This window comes from Tepidibacillus sp. HK-1 (assembly GCF_001748485.2).
Taxonomy (GTDB): Bacteria; Bacillota; Bacilli; order Tepidibacillales; family Tepidibacillaceae; genus Tepidibacillus_B; species Tepidibacillus_B infernus.
The window spans coordinates 21,718-38,691 of the sequence record NZ_BDGM02000019.1 but is presented as its reverse complement, the minus strand read 5'-3'; the positions used below and the strand labels follow the sequence as shown (position 1 = coordinate 38,691).

Annotated in this window: 15 protein-coding genes and 1 other annotated feature (1 of these 16 only partly in view); all 15 genes read right to left on the bottom strand. The window is 38.4% G+C overall.

The features are described 5' to 3' along the window. Position 1: 1 nt before the first annotated feature. Positions 2-289 (bottom strand): 50S ribosomal protein L23, encoded by a 288-nt coding sequence (rplW, locus tag BEN26_RS10520; RefSeq protein ID WP_068727206.1) that lies wholly within the window; start codon positions 287-289, stop codon positions 2-4. Further along, on the bottom strand, positions 289-912 hold the full coding sequence (gene rplD, locus BEN26_RS10515; RefSeq protein ID WP_068727204.1) for a 50S ribosomal protein L4: 624 nt from the start codon (positions 910-912) through the stop codon (positions 289-291). Before rplD ends, rplW begins: the two co-directional genes overlap by 1 nt. 26 nt (positions 913-938) lie before the next feature. Further along, entirely contained in the window at positions 939-1,571 is a 633-nt protein-coding gene (gene rplC / locus BEN26_RS10510) for a 50S ribosomal protein L3 (protein ID WP_069799555.1), read from the bottom strand. A gap of 39 nt (positions 1,572-1,610) precedes the next feature. Further along, complete coding sequence (gene rpsJ / locus BEN26_RS10505) at positions 1,611-1,919, bottom strand: 30S ribosomal protein S10 (RefSeq protein WP_068727202.1); 309 nt, start codon at positions 1,917-1,919, stop codon at positions 1,611-1,613. Positions 1,920-2,096: 177 nt separating this feature from the next. After that, positions 2,097-2,987, bottom strand: a complete 891-nt coding sequence (locus tag BEN26_RS10500; protein ID WP_069799558.1) for a DMT family transporter — start codon at positions 2,985-2,987, stop codon at positions 2,097-2,099. 62 nt (positions 2,988-3,049) lie between these two features. After that, the gene (gene tuf / locus BEN26_RS10495; protein ID WP_069799560.1) at positions 3,050-4,240 is read right to left on the bottom strand and encodes an elongation factor Tu; all 1,191 of its coding nucleotides are present in this window, start codon (positions 4,238-4,240) and stop codon (positions 3,050-3,052) included. A 95-nt stretch (positions 4,241-4,335) separates the two neighbouring features. Beyond that, on the bottom strand, positions 4,336-6,411 hold the full coding sequence (fusA, locus tag BEN26_RS10490; protein ID WP_069799562.1) for an elongation factor G: 2,076 nt from the start codon (positions 6,409-6,411) through the stop codon (positions 4,336-4,338). Between the two features lie 33 nt (positions 6,412-6,444). After that, positions 6,445-6,915: a 30S ribosomal protein S7 gene (gene rpsG / locus BEN26_RS10485; protein WP_068727195.1), complete on the bottom strand. Its 471-nt coding sequence runs from the start codon at positions 6,913-6,915 to the stop codon at positions 6,445-6,447. A gap of 43 nt (positions 6,916-6,958) precedes the next feature. Next, complete coding sequence (gene rpsL / locus BEN26_RS10480; RefSeq protein ID WP_068727192.1) at positions 6,959-7,378, bottom strand: 30S ribosomal protein S12; 420 nt, start codon at positions 7,376-7,378, stop codon at positions 6,959-6,961. Between the two features lie 119 nt (positions 7,379-7,497). Next, positions 7,498-7,749: a 50S ribosomal protein L7ae-like protein gene (locus BEN26_RS10475; protein WP_068727190.1), complete on the bottom strand. Its 252-nt coding sequence runs from the start codon at positions 7,747-7,749 to the stop codon at positions 7,498-7,500. Positions 7,750-7,825: 76 nt separating this feature from the next. After that, positions 7,826-11,437 carry a DNA-directed RNA polymerase subunit beta' gene (rpoC, locus tag BEN26_RS10470; protein ID WP_068727188.1) on the bottom strand — a complete coding sequence of 1,204 codons (3,612 nt, stop codon included), beginning with the start codon at positions 11,435-11,437 and terminating at the stop codon, positions 7,826-7,828. Positions 11,438-11,472: 35 nt separating this feature from the next. Further along, a complete protein-coding gene (gene rpoB / locus BEN26_RS10465) occupies positions 11,473-15,006 on the bottom strand; it encodes a DNA-directed RNA polymerase subunit beta (RefSeq protein WP_068727185.1) in 3,534 nt (1,177 codons plus the stop codon). A 230-nt stretch (positions 15,007-15,236) separates the two neighbouring features. Next, on the bottom strand, positions 15,237-15,848 hold the full coding sequence (locus BEN26_RS10460; protein WP_068727183.1) for a class I SAM-dependent methyltransferase: 612 nt from the start codon (positions 15,846-15,848) through the stop codon (positions 15,237-15,239). Between the two features lie 75 nt (positions 15,849-15,923). Further along, on the bottom strand, positions 15,924-16,292 hold the full coding sequence (rplL, locus tag BEN26_RS10455; protein WP_068727181.1) for a 50S ribosomal protein L7/L12: 369 nt from the start codon (positions 16,290-16,292) through the stop codon (positions 15,924-15,926). A gap of 48 nt (positions 16,293-16,340) precedes the next feature. Next, positions 16,341-16,838 (bottom strand): 50S ribosomal protein L10, encoded by a 498-nt coding sequence (gene rplJ, locus BEN26_RS10450; RefSeq protein WP_084818825.1) that lies wholly within the window; start codon positions 16,836-16,838, stop codon positions 16,341-16,343. A 33-nt stretch (positions 16,839-16,871) separates the two neighbouring features. Next, positions 16,872-16,974 (bottom strand) — a sequence feature (ribosomal protein L10 leader region); it runs 21 nt beyond the window's last position.

The following is a 16,974-nucleotide window of genomic DNA, read 5'->3' as shown; positions in this document are numbered from 1 at the left end:
ATTAAACTTCAAAAATTTCGATTGGTTTGCTATCTTCTTTTAATGTAACAACTGCTTTCTTCCAAGCAGATGTATATCCACTAAAACGACCATAGCGTTTAGGTTTTGCAGGCATTTTAATGGTGTTTACTTTAGCAACTTTAACTCCAAAAATACTTTCGATCGCAGATTTGATCTCTGTCTTGTTTGAACGCATATCTACTTCAAAAACATATTTATTTTCAGCCATTAAATCACTTGTTCTTTCAGTAACAACTGGGCGCTTAATGATATCGCGAGGATTTTTCATTACGCAAGCACCTCCTCTACTTTCGCCACTGCCTCTTTCGTCATGATCAACTTATCATGTTTTAAGATATCAACAACATTGACACCTTCAGCAGATACGAATTTAACCCCTGGAATATTACGTGTTGATAATGCCAAAACATCATTGTAATCTTTATCAACGATTAATGCTTTACGATCTACTTTTAAATTATTTAAGATGCCAGCCATTTCCTTTGTCTTTGGTGCAGATAATACAATTTCATCCAATACGATGATTTGACTATCTAAAACTTTACTGGAAAGTGCTGATTTTAACGCTAAACGGCGAACTTTTTTAGGAAGTTTGTACGCATAACTTCTTGGTGTTGGACCAAAAACTGTACCACCACCAACCCATTGTGGAGCACGAATACTTCCTTGGCGTGCACGTCCTGTCCCTTTTTGACGCCATGGCTTACGACCACCACCACGCACTTCAGAACGACCTTTAACTTTGTGAGTTCCCTGACGTAAAGACGCTTGTTGCATGACAACAGCATCATGTAGTACTGACTCATTAGGTTTTATTCCAAAGACAGCGTCAGATAACTCGATTTCTCCTATTTGAGCACCATTTACATTATATAGAGCTACTTTTGGCATAGCGAATCCTCCTTTCCTACAACAACTTACTTACCTGCATTTTTTACTGTTTCTTTAATGACAACATAACTATTTTTTGGACCAGGAATAGAACCTTTTACAAGGATAACGTTACGATCTGTATCCACTTTTACAATTTCAAGGTTCTGAATTGTTACTTGGTCTGTACCCATACGTCCTGGCAATGGTTTTCCTTTCAATACTCGGTTTGGAGCAATTGCTCCCATAGAACCTGGGCGTCTGTGATAACGTGATCCGTGCGCCATTGGTCCACGAGATTGATTGTGTCTTTTAATGGAACCAGCAAAACCTTTACCTTTTGTTGTTCCTGTTACGTCAACCATCTCACCTTCAGCAAATAAGTCAGCCTTGATTTCTTGTCCTACAGCGACATCCATAGACATGCCACGGATTTCTTTTATGAAGCGCTTAGGTGCTGTGCCAGCTTTTTTTGCATGACCTAGCTCTGGTTTATTTGCACGGAATTCCTTTTGATCATCGAAACCTAATTGAACAGCTTCATAACCGTCATTTGCAAGGTCTTTTTTTTGAAGAACAACACAAGGGCCTGCTTGCACTACAGTAACTGGTACTACTTTGCCTTCAGGAGTAAAAACTTGTGTCATTCCTAGTTTTTTCCCTAAGATTCCTTTGGCCATATTTGCCACCTCCTATATCTATTTCAACACATTTTCTCATTATAATTTGATTTCGATATCTACACCAGATGGTAAATCCAATCTCATTAATGAATCAACTGTTTGAGGTGTTGGATTTAGAATATCGATCAAACGCTTGTGTGTGCGCATTTCAAATTGCTCACGAGAATCTTTATATTTGTGAACTGCTCTAAGGATTGTGTAAACTGATTTTTCTGTTGGTAAAGGAATTGGTCCAGATACACTTGCCCCAGAACGTTTTGCAGTTTCAACAATTTTCTCAGCGGATTGATCAAGAATTCTGTGATCATATGCTTTTAAACGAATTCTAATTTTTTGTTTTGCCATTTAAATTCCCTCCTTCTCGCCCATTTTATTAACGGACAGTTTCTCAGTAGAAATTTCCTGCTCACATCCATGGCAAAGGGGCCGGGTGTGTCAGCAACCTTCTACCTCATCGCAGTCCTTTGACCAACGATAAATATTATATAAAAAAGAGTCTATTTATGCAAGTTTTATTTTCAATTAATTATTTTGAACGATTTGGTAACGTTGAAAAACATATAGACCAAGGAGGATAATCAATCCACCAATGATCTGTATTAGGGTGGGTGCTTCTTTATATATCAAGGTTGCTAAAATTGAGGCGCCGATTGGTTCCCCTAACAATACCATTGAAATCGTTGTAGCATTCGTATATTTAATTGCCCAATTAAATACGGTATGACCTAGGATATTGGGTATCACAGCTAAGGCAATGAAAACGATCCAGTCTGTTTTTTCGTATTGAGTAAATGAATAGTGAAAAGAAAACGAGTAAATCACCAAAATGATCGTTGAAGAACCATAGACTAATAATGTGTAGGGAAGTAATGTTAATCTTGTTCTTACTTTTTGCCCAAACAGCCAATAAACTGTCACCATAAGTGCACCTAACAATGCAAGTAGATCACCCAAAAGTGCTTTTCCGCTGATACGAAAATCTCCAAGGCCGATCAAAATGCCTCCGATAATTGAAACAAGGCTACCTAATATAGAAAGTAAGGGATATCTCTTTTTAAAAAAAATAGATTCTCCGATCATTGAGAAGATGGGTGACATCGTAACCAATACGACTGAGCTTGCAATAGAAGTATACTTTAGTGATTCGAACCATGTAATAAAGTGAAATGCCAGAAAAAGTCCTGATAAAAAAGAGTATAGGTAATCTTTCTTCTGCAACTTCTTCATCTCTTGAAAATGAAAAAAGAACGTTGGAATGATCATAATTAAAACAGTAAACATCATCCGATAAGTAGCAATGATCGCAGAGGGAGCTGTTGTTTGTTTTACAAGTATAGCGGATGAAGAGACGGCGATGATTCCTATGAATAAAGCTATGGCTAATTTTATTTGGCTGGGTTTATCAGAATTCATTTTATATCCCCCACCTCAGAAAAAAAGAGCCTCAATTGAGGCCCTTTTATTTTAAGATGTTATTACTTAGAAATAGAAGCTACAACTCCAGCACCAACAGTACGTCCACCTTCACGAATAGCGAAGCGTGTACCTTCTTCAATAGCGATAGGAGCAATTAGTTCAACATCCATAGTAATGTTATCTCCAGGCATAACCATTTCTGTACCTTCTGGTAATTTGATAACACCAGTTACGTCAGTTGTACGGAAATAGAATTGAGGACGGTATCCGTTAAAGAATGGAGTATGACGTCCACCTTCTTCTTTTGTTAAGATATAAACTTCTGCTTTGAATGTAGTATGAGGTTTAACAGAACCTGGCTTTGCTAATACTTGTCCGCGCTCGATCTCTTTACGATCAACACCGCGTAATAAAGCACCGATATTGTCACCAGCTTGTGCTTGGTCTAGAAGCTTGCGGAACATTTCTACCCCAGTAACAACAGATTTTTTAGTCTCTTCATGAATACCAACGATTTCAACTTCATCTTGAACTTTAACAGTACCACGCTCAACACGACCTGTTGCAACAGTACCACGACCTGTAATGGAGAATACGTCCTCAACAGGCATTAAGAAAGGTTTATCAGTATCACGCTCTGGAGTTGGAACATATTCGTCAACTGCAGCCATTAATTCATGAATTGCATTAGCCCATTCACTGTCTGGATTTTCTAATGCTTTTAATGCAGAACCTTTAATAACTGGAATGTCGTCACCTGGGAATTCATATTCAGATAGAAGATCACGAATTTCCATTTCAACTAATTCTAATAGTTCTTCGTCGTCTACCATGTCAACTTTGTTCATGAATACAACGATGTATGGTACACCTACTTGACGAGAAAGAAGAATGTGTTCACGGGTTTGTGGCATTGGACCATCAGCAGCAGAAACTACTAGGATGGCTCCGTCCATTTGTGCAGCACCAGTGATCATGTTTTTAACATAGTCAGCGTGTCCTGGGCAGTCAACGTGTGCATAGTGACGATTTGCAGTTTCATACTCAACGTGTGCAGTTGAGATAGTGATACCGCGTTCGCGCTCTTCTGGAGCTTTGTCGATTTGATCATAAGCAGTAGCTTGCGCACCACCTGTTTTAGCTAATACAGTAGTGATTGCAGCTGTTAAAGTTGTTTTACCATGGTCAACGTGTCCAATCGTACCAATGTTAACGTGTGGTTTAGTACGTTCAAATTTTGCTTTTGCCATTTTAATAATCCTCCTTAAGTATATATTTATTTAAAAGAAAGGTACCCGCAGAAAAATCTGCAGGTAAAATTCTATGTGGTTTTTAATACACGAAATTATTCTCCCTTATTCTTGGCAATGACAGTCTCAGCAATGCTCTTTGGAACTTCTTCATAATGGTCAAAGTGCATGGAATAATTACCACGACCTTGAGTACGTGAACGAAGTGCAGTTGCATAACCAAACATCTCTGCTAATGGAACCATTGCACGAATATTTTGGGCTCCTGAAGCAGCTTCCATCCCTTCAATACGACCACGACGGGAGTTAAGATCACCCATTACATCGCCCATATATTCTTCTGGAACAGTAACTTCAACTTTCATTACAGGTTCTAGAAGAACAGGATCACATTTAGATTTTGCAGCTTTTAATGCCATAGAACCAGCAATCTTAAATGCCATTTCTGAAGAGTCAACATCATGGTAAGATCCGTCAACAATGGTTGCTTTTAGATCAATAACAGGATAACCTGCTAGCATACCATTTTGCATGGACTCCTCAATACCAGCCTGAACCGCAGGGATATATTCTTTAGGAACGACCCCACCAACGATTTTATTTTCAAAAATAAAACCTTGGCCTGGTTCAAGTGGTTCAAATTCAATCCAGACGTGACCATATTGTCCGCGACCACCAGATTGACGAACAAATTTACCTTCAACCTTCGCAGGTTTACGAATGGTTTCTTTGTATGCCACTTGAGGAGCACCTACATTTGCTTCAACTTTAAACTCTCGACGTAAACGGTCTACGATGATATCTAGATGTAATTCACCCATACCAGCAATAATGGTTTGTCCAGTTTCTTCATCTGTATGAGTCTTAAATGTTGGATCTTCTTCTGCTAATTTAGCTAAAGCTAGACCCATTTTATCTTGGTCAGCTTTTGTTTTTGGTTCCACAGAAAGACGAATAACTGGTTCTGGGAATACCATTGATTCCAAAATGATTGGAGATTTTTCATCACAGAGCGTATCACCAGTTGTCGTATCTTTAAGACCGACAGCTGCTGCGATATCCCCGGCATAAACGGTACTAATCTCTTCTCTATGGTTTGCATGCATTTGCAGGATACGACCGACACGTTCGCGTTTCCCTTTTGTAGAGTTTAATACATAGGAACCAGAGTTTAGCGTACCAGAGTATACACGGAAGAAAGTAAGTTTACCAACATACGGGTCAGTCATGATTTTGAATGCTAATGCAGAAAATGGTTCACTATCATCTGCATGTCTCTCAGCCTCGGTTTCATCTTCCAAGTGTCCCTTAATCGCTGGAATATCAAGTGGAGATGGTAGGTAATCAACGACAGCATCAAGCATAAGCTGAACACCTTTGTTTTTATATGAAGAACCACATAATACAGGGAAAATCTCTACATTGATTGTTCCCTTACGAAGACCAGCTTTAATCTCTTCTTTTGTGAATTCTTCTCCTTCAAGATACTTCATCATTAAATCTTCATCAAGCTCTGCAACAGATTCGATTAATTTTGTTCTCCATTCTTCAGCTAATTCCTTGTATTCTGCTGGAATTTCACGCTGTTCTGAACGAGTGCCTAGATCATCTAAATAATAATAGGCAACCATATCAATCAAGTCGATAATACCTTGAAATTGATCTTCTGCCCCAATCGGTAATTGAATTGGAACAGCCTTTGCTTGTAAACGGTCATGAATCGTTTGTACTGACTTTAGGTAATCTGCACCAAGTATATCCATTTTGTTTACATAGACAATACGTGGTACTCCATAAGTCGTAGCTTGCCTCCAAACGGTTTCAGTTTGGGGTTCAACACCGCTTTTTGCATCAAGTACTGTTACAGCTCCATCCAATACGCGTAAAGAACGTTCAACTTCTACTGTAAAGTCTACGTGTCCTGGGGTATCAATAATATTGATTCGGTGACCTTTCCACTGAGCAGTTGTAGCAGCAGAAGTAATGGTGATGCCGCGTTCTTGTTCTTGTTCCATCCAGTCCATCGTTGCAGCGCCTTCATGCACTTCTCCGATTTTATGGGTACGACCGGTATAGTAAAGAATACGCTCAGTTGTTGTAGTTTTACCCGCATCAATATGAGCCATGATCCCAATATTACGAGTATTTTGTAAGGAGAATTCTCTTGCCATATTATTTTCTCCTTTCTAGTTCGTTTTGTTAGATTACCAACGATAGTGCGCAAAAGCTTTATTTGCTTCAGCCATTTTATGAGTATCTTCACGTTTCTTCACAGAAGCACCAGTGTTGTTTGCTGCATCTAAAATTTCAGCAGCCAAACGCTCTTCCATGGTCTTTTCTCCACGAAGGCGTGAATAGTTTACTAGCCAACGTAACCCTAATGTTGTGCGGCGTTCTGGTTTAACTTCAACTGGAACTTGGTAGTTCGCGCCACCAACACGGCGTGCTTTAACTTCAAGAACAGGCATAATATTTTTTAATGCTTGATCAAACACTTCCATAGGATCTTTACCAGTACGATCTCTTACAATGTCAAATGCACTATATAAGATGTTTTGGGCTACACTTTTTTTACCATCAACCATCATACGGTTAATTAGACGAGTTACTAATTTACTATTATAAATTGGATCAGGCAATACATCTCTACGAGGTACAGGACCTTTACGTGGCATTCCGTCTCCCTCCTTTTTCTTCGTTATTTATACCATCAATACATTATTTCTTCTCTTTTGGACGCTTTGTACCATATTTAGAACGGCCTTGTAGACGATTTTGAACACCAGCGGTATCTAAAGCGCCACGAACGATATGATAACGAACCCCAGGTAAGTCCTTAACACGTCCACCACGAACAAGAACAACACTATGCTCTTGCAAGTTATGACCGATACCAGGAATATATGCCGTTACCTCGATCCCGTTTGATAAACGCACACGCGCATATTTACGAAGAGCAGAGTTTGGTTTTTTAGGCGTCATTGTACCCACACGAGTACATACTCCACGTTTTTGAGGGGAGTTTTGATTTGTTTGCTCTTTTTTAAAGCTATTATAACCTTTTTGCAAAGCTGGAGATTTTGATTTAACAACCTTTTTCTCTCTTCCCTTACGAACGAGTTGGTTAATTGTTGGCATACTGCCACCTCCTTCCGCATATTTAAGCCCACAGATCCAGGCGGTTCAAAAAACCTCAAAATAAATTGCATGACAAACATCAAAGTCACATAAAGCAACTTGATGTTTATCTTGCAACTTTAATCTTTCAAAATAGCAACAGCTGCAGCCCCTACTTCAATTCCAGAGGCTTTACCTAGTTGCTTCATTGAATCAACATATGTGACGATGAGGTTTTTTTCAGCACCAAACTGAATCACCTTCGAAGTTAGACGTTTATCGGCATCCTTCGCAATTATGATCTCTTGAGCAAGATTTTGCTCAATGGCTTTTAGTGTTTGTTTCAGTCCTATAGATAAGTGCTTTGCCTGTTTTACTTTTTCATAAGACATTTTTACATCCTCCAAAGTACAGGATTTACGCACACTTAAAAATATTATCACCATCAACTTAAAATGTCAATTCTTTTTATGATTCAATTTTTACTACTTCTGGTTCCTCAACAACTAAAGGCTCTGCTTTTTTGATACGAATGTTTCGATATTTAGATAATCCCGTTCCTGCTGGGATTAGTTTACCGATAATCACATTCTCCTTAAGACCTAATAGCTTATCGATCTTTCCTTTAATTGCTGCTTCAGTTAGCACACGTGTCGTTTCTTGGAAAGATGCAGCAGATAAAAATGAATCTGTTTCAAGGGAGGCTTTTGTGATTCCAAGTAAGACTGGCCTTGCAATAGCTGGGTCTTTTCCATTCATAAAGGCATGCTTGTTTGCTTCTTCATATTCATGAACATCTACCATTGATCCTGGAAGTAGATCTGTTCCACCATTCTCAATTACCCGCACTTTACGTAGCATTTGTCTTACCATGATTTCAATGTGTTTATCGTTGATTTCTACACCTTGTAAACGATATACTCTTTGAACTTCTTGTAAAATATAGTTTTGAACCCCTCGTAAGCCTTTAACCCTTAGCATTTCTTTTGGATCAACAGAACCCTCAGTTAATTCATCTCCAGCATCAACTTGAGAATTGACTGAAACTTTAATTCTAGATCCAAATGGTACAGCATAAACTTTTACTTCTGTTTCACCAGTAACTTCTATTTCACGACGGTCTTTCCCGTCTCGAATATCTGTTACGATACCATCTATTTCGGTAATAACTGCTTGCCCTTTTGGATTCCGTGCTTCAAATAATTCTTGAATACGTGGTAGACCTTGTGTAATATCGTCTCCAGCAACCCCTCCAGTATGGAAAGTTCTCATGGTCAACTGAGTACCTGGTTCACCGATCGATTGGGCTGCAATTGTTCCTACTGCTTCGCCAATTTCGACTATTTTACCAGTCGCAAGGTTTCGTCCATAACATTTTTTACATACACCATGTCTTGTTCTACAACTTAGTACTGAACGAATAGATAGGCCTCTGATTTTGGCAGCAGTAATTTTTTCTGCTTTTTCCTCATCAATCAATTCATTTCGTTGAACAATGACTTCATCAGTTTCTGGATGACGAATGGTTTCAAGTGAATATCTACCTACAATTCGATCGTAAAGGTTTTCGATCACTTCGTTTCCATCTTCGATATTCTTTACAAATAATCCTTTATCCGTACCGCAATCTTCTTCACGTACGATCACGTCTTGTGCGACGTCAACCAAACGACGGGTTAAATAACCTGAGTCAGCAGTACGTAAAGCTGTATCCGCTAGACCCTTTCTAGCACCGTGTGTTGAGATAAAGTACTCTAACACAGTTAGTCCTTCACGGAAATTCGATTTAATCGGTAATTCGATAATTCGACCTGATGGTGCCGCCATAAGTCCACGCATACCTGCTAACTGAGTAATCTGTGAAACGTTACCACGTGCACCTGAATTCGCCATCATATAAATGGAGTTAGAACGGTCTAAAGAATCCATTAGAACCTCTGTTAAATCATCCTTTGCTTTGCTCCATATCGAAATAACACGATCATATCGCTCATCTTCTGTAATTAAACCACGACGATATTGTTTAATTACATTTTGAACCTTCTCTTCTGCGTCGCGAAGAATCTGATCTTTTTCTTTTGGTACGATAACATCTGATACTGCAATAGTAATACCTGCTTTTGTAGAATAGGTGAATCCAAGTTCCTTTATTCTATCAAGGATAATCGAGGTTTGTGTTGTATGAAAACGTCTAAATACTTCGGCAATGATTGAACCTAGATAACCTTTTTTCACTGCACCACGGTTTGGTATGTTTTTAATAAATTCGCGTATATTAACCCCTTTATCATAGATAAAGTAATCGTCAGGAGTACCTTCAATTAAATTTTCTTTTGTAGGTGCATTGATATAAGGAAACTCTGGCGGGAAAATTTCATTAAAAATAATTTTCCCTATTGTAGTGACAAGGAGTGCCTTTTGTTGTTTCTCAGTAAACGACGTTTTCTTTAACGCTTTTACAGGTATTGCAACCCTTGCCTGAAGTGTCGCATATCCATTTTGGTAAGCTGCAATAGCCTCATCTGGACTATGAAAGATCATTCCTTCCCCTTTGTCACCTTCTGTCTCAATGGTTAGATAATAACAACCTAGTACCATATCCTGAGAAGGGGTAACAACAGGTTTTCCATCTTTCGGGTTCAGTATGTTATTTGCTGCTAGCATTAGTAATCTTGCTTCTGCTTGTGCTTCAGCAGAAAGAGGGACGTGAACAGCCATTTGATCCCCATCAAAGTCAGCGTTATAAGCAGTACAGACCAAAGGATGCAACTTAATTGCGCGCCCTTCAACCAATGTAGGTTCAAATGCTTGAATTCCTAACCTGTGTAAAGTAGGGGCACGGTTCAGTAATACAGGATGCTCTTTAATAACTTCTTCTAAAACGTCCCATACCTCAGGGCTAACTCGTTCCACTTTTCTCTTCGCACTTTTAATGTTATGTGCGATGCCTTTGCTAACAAGTTCTTTCATCACAAAGGGTTTAAAGAGTTCAAGCGCCATTTCTTTTGGCAAACCACATTGATACATTTTAAGGTTTGGACCAACAACGATAACTGAACGTCCTGAGTAGTCTACCCTCTTTCCTAAAAGATTTTGACGGAAGCGACCTTGTTTACCTTTAAGCATATGACTCAAAGATTTTAAAGGACGATTCCCAGGACCTGTAACAGGTCTTCCCCTACGACCGTTATCGATTAAAGCATCTACTGCCTCTTGAAGCATTCTCTTTTCGTTTTGAACGATGATATCAGGTGCTCCTAAATCTAGTAGTCTTTTTAAACGGTTATTTCGGTTGATCACTCGACGATACAAGTCGTTTAAATCTGATGTAGCAAAACGACCTCCATCTAACTGTACCATTGGACGTAATTCTGGAGGAATAACTGGTAAGACATCTAATACCATCCAAGAAGGAACATTACCAGATATTCTAAATGACTCAAGAATTTCTAATCTTTTAATGATTCGATTTCTTTTTTGGCCTTGAGCCGTTTTTAATTCTTCCTTCAGAAAATCAACTTCTTTATCTAAGTCGATCTCTTCAAGAAGCTTTTTAATCGCTTCAGCCCCCATTCCTGCTTGGAAGGAAGGGCCATATTTCTCTCGATAAGTTCGGTATTCTTTTTCAGAAAGTAGTTGTTTTTTCTCTAGAGGTGTCTCTCCAGGGTCTGTAACTACATAAGAAGCAAAGTATATAACTTCTTCTAATGCCCGGGGTGACATATCAAGTACTAAGCCCATTCGGCTTGGGATTCCTTTAAAATACCAAATATGTGATACTGGGGCTGCTAATTCAATATGCCCCATTCTCTCTCGACGAACTTTTGAACGAGTAACTTCAACTCCGCATCGGTCGCAGACAACACCTTTGTATCGCACTCGTTTATATTTCCCACAATGACATTCCCAGTCTTTTGTAGGACCAAAGATTTTTTCGCAGAATAAACCTTCTTTTTCTGGCTTTAATGTTCGATAGTTAATCGTTTCCGGTTTCTTTACTTCCCCATGAGACCAAGAACGGATTTTTTCAGGAGAAGCTAGACCGATTTTCATAAATTCAAAATTGTTCACATCCAACAAAGGGCATACCTCCCTTATTATTCAAACCAGTCGTTCTAGTCGACGTATTCTTCATTTCCTTCAAGATTTAATGTTAGTTTTTCAGTGTGATGATCATCTTCATCATCAAGTTCTTTCATTTCAATCTCTTCTTCGTTTTCGGAAAGAATCTTCACGTCCATTCCTAAGCTTTGTAGCTCTTTGATCAATACTTTAAAGGATTCAGGAACTCCTGGTTCAGGAACATTCTCCCCTTTTACGATAGATTCATAAGTTTTAACACGACCAACTACATCATCTGATTTTACGGTTAGAATTTCTTGTAGTGTATAGGCCGCTCCATAGGCTTCAAGTGCCCAAACTTCCATTTCACCAAAACGTTGTCCACCAAATTGCGCTTTACCACCTAATGGCTGTTGTGTAACTAAAGAATATGGACCAGTTGAACGAGCATGAATCTTATCATCAACCATGTGCGCTAATTTGATCATATACATCACACCAACGGTTACTGTTCTTTCGAACGGCTCTCCCGTTCTACCATCATAAAGAATCGTCTTTCCGTCCCTTGAGAATCCAGCTTCTTCAAGAGCATCAAAAACATCATTTTCTCTTGCACCATCAAAGACCGGTGTCGCAACATGAATCCCTAATGCTTTTGCAGCCCAACCAAGGTGGACTTCTAATACCTGCCCGATGTTCATCCTTGACGGAACACCTAATGGATTTAATACAATCTCAACAGGTCTTCCGTCTGGTAAAAATGGCATATCTTCTTCAGGTAGTACTCGGGCGATAACCCCCTTATTACCATGTCGTCCAGCCATTTTATCCCCTTGAGAAATTTTCCGTTTTTGAGCGATATAGACACGTACCAACTGATTTACACCTGGAGGTAGTTCGTCTCCATTCTCTCGAGTAAATACTTTAACGTCGACAATGATCCCATCTTGTCCATGAGGCACTCTTAAAGAGGTGTCTCTTACTTCACGCGCCTTTTCACCAAAAATTGCATGTAGTAATCTCTCTTCAGCTGTTAATTCTGTTACCCCTTTAGGAGTTACTTTTCCGACTAAGATATCGCCAGGTCGTACCTCAGCTCCAATTCGAATAATCCCACGCTCGTCTAAATTCTTTAAAGCTTCTTCACCGACATTGGGAATATCCCTAGTGATTTCTTCAGGCCCAAGTTTTGTATCTCTTGCCTCTGACTCGTATTCTTCGATATGGATTGAGGTATAAACATCCTCTTTGACTAGTTTTTCACTTAGAAGGATCGCATCCTCGTAGTTATAACCTTCCCATGTCATAAAGGCAACTACAACATTCCTACCTAGCGCAATTTCTCCCATTTCAGTCGAAGGACCATCGGCAATAATGTCGCCAGCTTTTATTACATCTCCTTTACGAACAATAGGCCTTTGATTAATACATGTTCCTTGGTTAGAACGCATGAACTTATGAAGTTTATATTTTACAATATCTCCACTAATAACCCTGCCATCAATCTCTTTTTGTTCACGAATCCATATTTCACGTGCATCTACACGCTCTACAATACCGTCTTGCTTTGCAACAATACAAACACCAGAATCTTTGGCTGCCTTATGCTCCATTCCAGTTCCGACCAATGGTGCTTCAGGTACTAATAACGGAACAGCTTGGCGCTGCATGTTAGAACCCATCAAGGCACGGTTTGAGTCATCATTTTCCAAGAATGGAATCATTGCAGTTGCCACAGAAACAACCTGTTTTGGAGATACATCCATAAAGTCTACACGTTCTTTTGGTACAATCAGGTTTTCATTTTTGTATCTAGCAACAACTTCATCTTCTAGGAAGTTACCCTCATCATCTAACTTCGCGTTTGCTTGAGCAACAACATAGTTATCTTCCTCATCCGCAGTTAAATATACAATTTGATCAGTAACGCGATGAGTTTCAGGATCTACTTTTCGATAAGGAGTTTCAATAAAACCATATTCATTTACTCTTGCATAACTGGATAAAGAGTTGATTAAACCAATGTTAGGACCCTCTGGAGTTTCAATCGGACACATTCTGCCATAATGTGAATGGTGAACGTCACGAACTTCAAACCCAGCCCTTTCTCTTGTTAAACCTCCAGGACCTAAGGCACTTAAACGCCTTTTATGTGTTAACTCTGCCAGAGGGTTAGTTTGATCCATAAATTGTGATAACTGACTACTACCAAAGAACTCTTTAATCGCAGCTATCACTGGTCTTATATTAATAAGAGCTTGAGGGGTAATCATATTTGCGTCTTGAATCGACATTCTTTCGCGAACGACTCTCTCCATTCTTGATAATCCAATTCGGAATTGGTTTTGTAATAATTCTCCTACTGAACGTAAGCGTCTATTACCAAGGTGGTCAATATCATCTGTATCCCCTACCCCATATAACAAATCAATAAAGTAGCTTATAGAGGCTATAATATCTGCTGGTGTAATATGTTTTATCGATTTGTCAATGATGCGATTTGAGATTACTTTGATTACTTTACCATCTTCAATTGGTGAAAAAATATTGATCGATTGTAAAGGAATGGTTTCTTCTACAACTCCACCCCTTGGTTCTAATTCAATATAATTAACACCATTTTCAAGGAAAGGCAAAATTTTATCTAATAATCTTCGATCAATCACTTGGCCAGCTTCTGCAATAATTTCCCCTGTTTCTGGGTCAACAAGCGTTTCAGCTAGTCGTTGATTAAATAACCTGTTTTTAATATGAAGCTTTTTATTTACTTTATATCGGCCAACTTCAGCCAAATCATATCTTTTTGGATCAAAGAATCTTGAAACTAATAAACTTTTTGCATTTTCAACAGTAGGTGGTTCTCCAGGGCGTAGACGCTCGTAGATTTCAATTAACGCTTTCTCAGTGGAATCTGTATTATCTTTATCTAAGGTATTTCTTATATATTCATTATCACCTAACAAATCGATGATCTCAGCGTCTGTCCCAAATCCTAATGCCCGCAAAAGTACAGTAACTGGTAGCTTTCTAGTCCGATCAATTCGAACATAAATCACATCTTTAGCATCAGTTTCTAATTCTAGCCAAGCACCACGGTTAGGAATCACAGTGGAAGTGAAAGCCTTTTTACCGTTTTTGTCAACTTTTGTGCTAAAATAAACACTAGGGGAGCGAACTAATTGACTGACAATAACCCTCTCTGCTCCGTTGATAATAAATGTTCCGGTGTCCGTCATTAGCGGGAAGTCTCCCATAAAAACTTCTTGTTCTTTTACTTCACCAGTTTCCTTATTAATCAAACGCACTTTTACTCTTAGTGGTGCAGCATAAGTTACATCTCGCTCTTTGGAGTCGTCTACAGAATACTTGGGTTCTCCTAAACTATAATCGAAGAACTCTAAAATTAAATTCCCTGTAAAGTCCTGAATAGGAGAGATATCTTTAAACATCTCCCTTAGCCCGACATCCAAAAACCAATCATAAGACTTTTTTTGGACTTCAATAAGATTAGGTACCTCCAATACCTCTTTGATTCTAGCATAACTTCTACGTTGTCTTCGGCCTAACTGTACAAGATGACCCGCCAAGTCTTTTCACCCCTTAAGACCAGTGTTTTGAAATGCAAACAAAAAGAAAAATGGGTTAGATAACCTCATTTTTATTCAACTTATTATATTATTGATTTCTTTCCATTTTTTAATAAATCCATTCTCATCTATGTAAAAATTATTGTATAAGATGATTGGCAGAAATTTTCTAACTTAGCATTTTGTAATATTACCACAAACGAAATATGTAGTCAAGCCTTGAAATTCATTTATTTCGTATTCTTGATAATATAATATCCTTTACTACGTGCTACAATTTCTACCGATGAAAATAAGGTATTCAGTTTGTTGGTGGCTGAAGGTGCACCCTGCTTTTTTTGTATGACGATCCAAAACTCCCCACCTTCACGTAAATGGTTAAAGGCACCCTCGAATAGTTCAAATACAACGGATTTACCTGCTCTTATTGGAGGATTTAACATAATTAAATCGAAGTTCTTTTCATCTATATGATCGAAACCATTACTATGTTTGACTTCTAATGAAACCTGCTGATTGATTAATGACTGGTTTAGGCGAATATTTTCCTTTGTGAGATTAATCGCTCTTTCATTAATATCTACGAAAAGAACATAACCATGATCTAATAGCGAAGCAATCGTAATTCCTACTGGTCCATAACCACAACCCATATCTAATATTTTTTTATGATTTGAGAGTTTGACAGTTTCTATTAATAAGGAAGTGCCAAAATCAACTCTTTGTTTTGAGAAAACCCCTGCGTCTGTTTTGAATGTAAAGATTTTATTATAAAAATTAGCTTTAAACCATCTTTCATCATGGGCAACATTTGGACTTTGGGTATAATAGTGCTCACTCATAAAAAACTCCTTAGGGATTTGAAATAGATTTTAAAAAACCCGCTGAGCAATCAGCGGGTTATACATTAATCAAGATTATTTAACTTCAACAGATGCTCCAGCTTCTTCTAATTTAGCTTTAATAGAATCTGCTTCTTCTTTGGAAACTTTCTCTTTTAATGGTTTTGGAGCATTATCAACAAGCTCTTTTGCTTCTTTTAAGCCTAAACCAGTGATTTCGCGAACAACTTTAATTACGTTGATCTTTGAAGCACCAGCACTTGCTAAGATAACATCAAATTCAGTTTGTTCTTCAGCTGCTTCAGCGCCTGCAGCTGCGCCACCAACAACAGCTACAGGAGCCGCTGCAGTAACACCAAATTCTTCTTCAATTGCTTTTACTAAATCATTTAATTCAAGAACAGACATATTTTTAATCGCTTCAATAATTTGCTCTTTACTCATTTTTATTTTCCTCCTATTTTATCAAATTATAATTTTGTATAACAGGTATTAAGCCTCTTGTCCGGCATTTTTTTCTGCAACGGCTTTAACAGCAAGTGCCATATTACGCATTGGAGCTTGTAATACACTAAGCAACATAGAAAGTAATCCTTCGCGTGATGGTAATGAAGCTAAAGCTTTTACTTCATCGACACTAACAAGTTTGCCTTCTAGTACCCCAGCTTTAATCTCTAATGCTTCGTGTTTTTTAGCAAAATCAGCAAGTACTTTTGCTGGAGCAACAACATCATCAAAACTAAATGCGATGGCAGTAGGGCCAGTTAAAAATTGATCAATCTCTGTAAGTTCAACTTCAGCTGTCGCACGGCGAACCATGGTGTTTTTAAGTACTTTGTATTCCACACCGGCTTCACGAAGGGCTTTACGAAGTTCTGTTACTTCAGCAACATTTAGACCACGATAATCTGTAATGATTGTTGTTTTGCTATCACGTAGTTTTTGAGCAATTTCTGCAACTAATTGCATTTTTTCTTCACGAACACTCATCTTTACACCTCCTGCATCACATAATTCCCGTAGAACAACCATTAAAAAATGCCTTCGCAAACAGCAAAGGCATAATAATCCCGAAGAATATATTAGAACCTCGGTAGGATATTAAGCTTTATGCACCTACTGTCTA

Excerpts from the sequence above, each read along its gene's own strand:
- BEN26_RS10475 (WP_068727190.1), bottom strand. The coding sequence starts at position 7,749 with ATGTCTTATGAAAAAGTAAAACAGGCAAAGCACTTATCTATAGGACTG.
- tuf (WP_069799560.1), bottom strand. The coding sequence starts at position 4,240 with ATGGCAAAAGCAAAATTTGAACGTACTAAACCACACGTTAACATTGGT.
- BEN26_RS10500 (WP_069799558.1), bottom strand. The coding sequence starts at position 2,987 with ATGAATTCTGATAAACCCAGCCAAATAAAATTAGCCATAGCTTTATTC.
- rpsJ (WP_068727202.1), bottom strand. The coding sequence starts at position 1,919 with ATGGCAAAACAAAAAATTAGAATTCGTTTAAAAGCATATGATCACAGA.
- BEN26_RS10460 (WP_068727183.1), bottom strand. The coding sequence starts at position 15,848 with ATGAGTGAGCACTATTATACCCAAAGTCCAAATGTTGCCCATGATGAA.
- fusA (WP_069799562.1), bottom strand. The coding sequence starts at position 6,411 with ATGGCAAGAGAATTCTCCTTACAAAATACTCGTAATATTGGGATCATG.
- rplL (WP_068727181.1), bottom strand. The coding sequence starts at position 16,292 with ATGAGTAAAGAGCAAATTATTGAAGCGATTAAAAATATGTCTGTTCTT.
- rpsG (WP_068727195.1), bottom strand. The coding sequence starts at position 6,915 with ATGCCACGTAAAGGTCCTGTACCTCGTAGAGATGTATTGCCTGATCCA.
- rplW (WP_068727206.1), bottom strand. The coding sequence starts at position 289 with ATGAAAAATCCTCGCGATATCATTAAGCGCCCAGTTGTTACTGAAAGA.
- rplC (WP_069799555.1), bottom strand. The coding sequence starts at position 1,571 with ATGGCCAAAGGAATCTTAGGGAAAAAACTAGGAATGACACAAGTTTTT.
- rplJ (WP_084818825.1), bottom strand. The coding sequence starts at position 16,838 with ATGAGTGTTCGTGAAGAAAAAATGCAATTAGTTGCAGAAATTGCTCAA.
- rplD (WP_068727204.1), bottom strand. The coding sequence starts at position 912 with ATGCCAAAAGTAGCTCTATATAATGTAAATGGTGCTCAAATAGGAGAA.
- rpsL (WP_068727192.1), bottom strand. The coding sequence starts at position 7,378 with ATGCCAACAATTAACCAACTCGTTCGTAAGGGAAGAGAGAAAAAGGTT.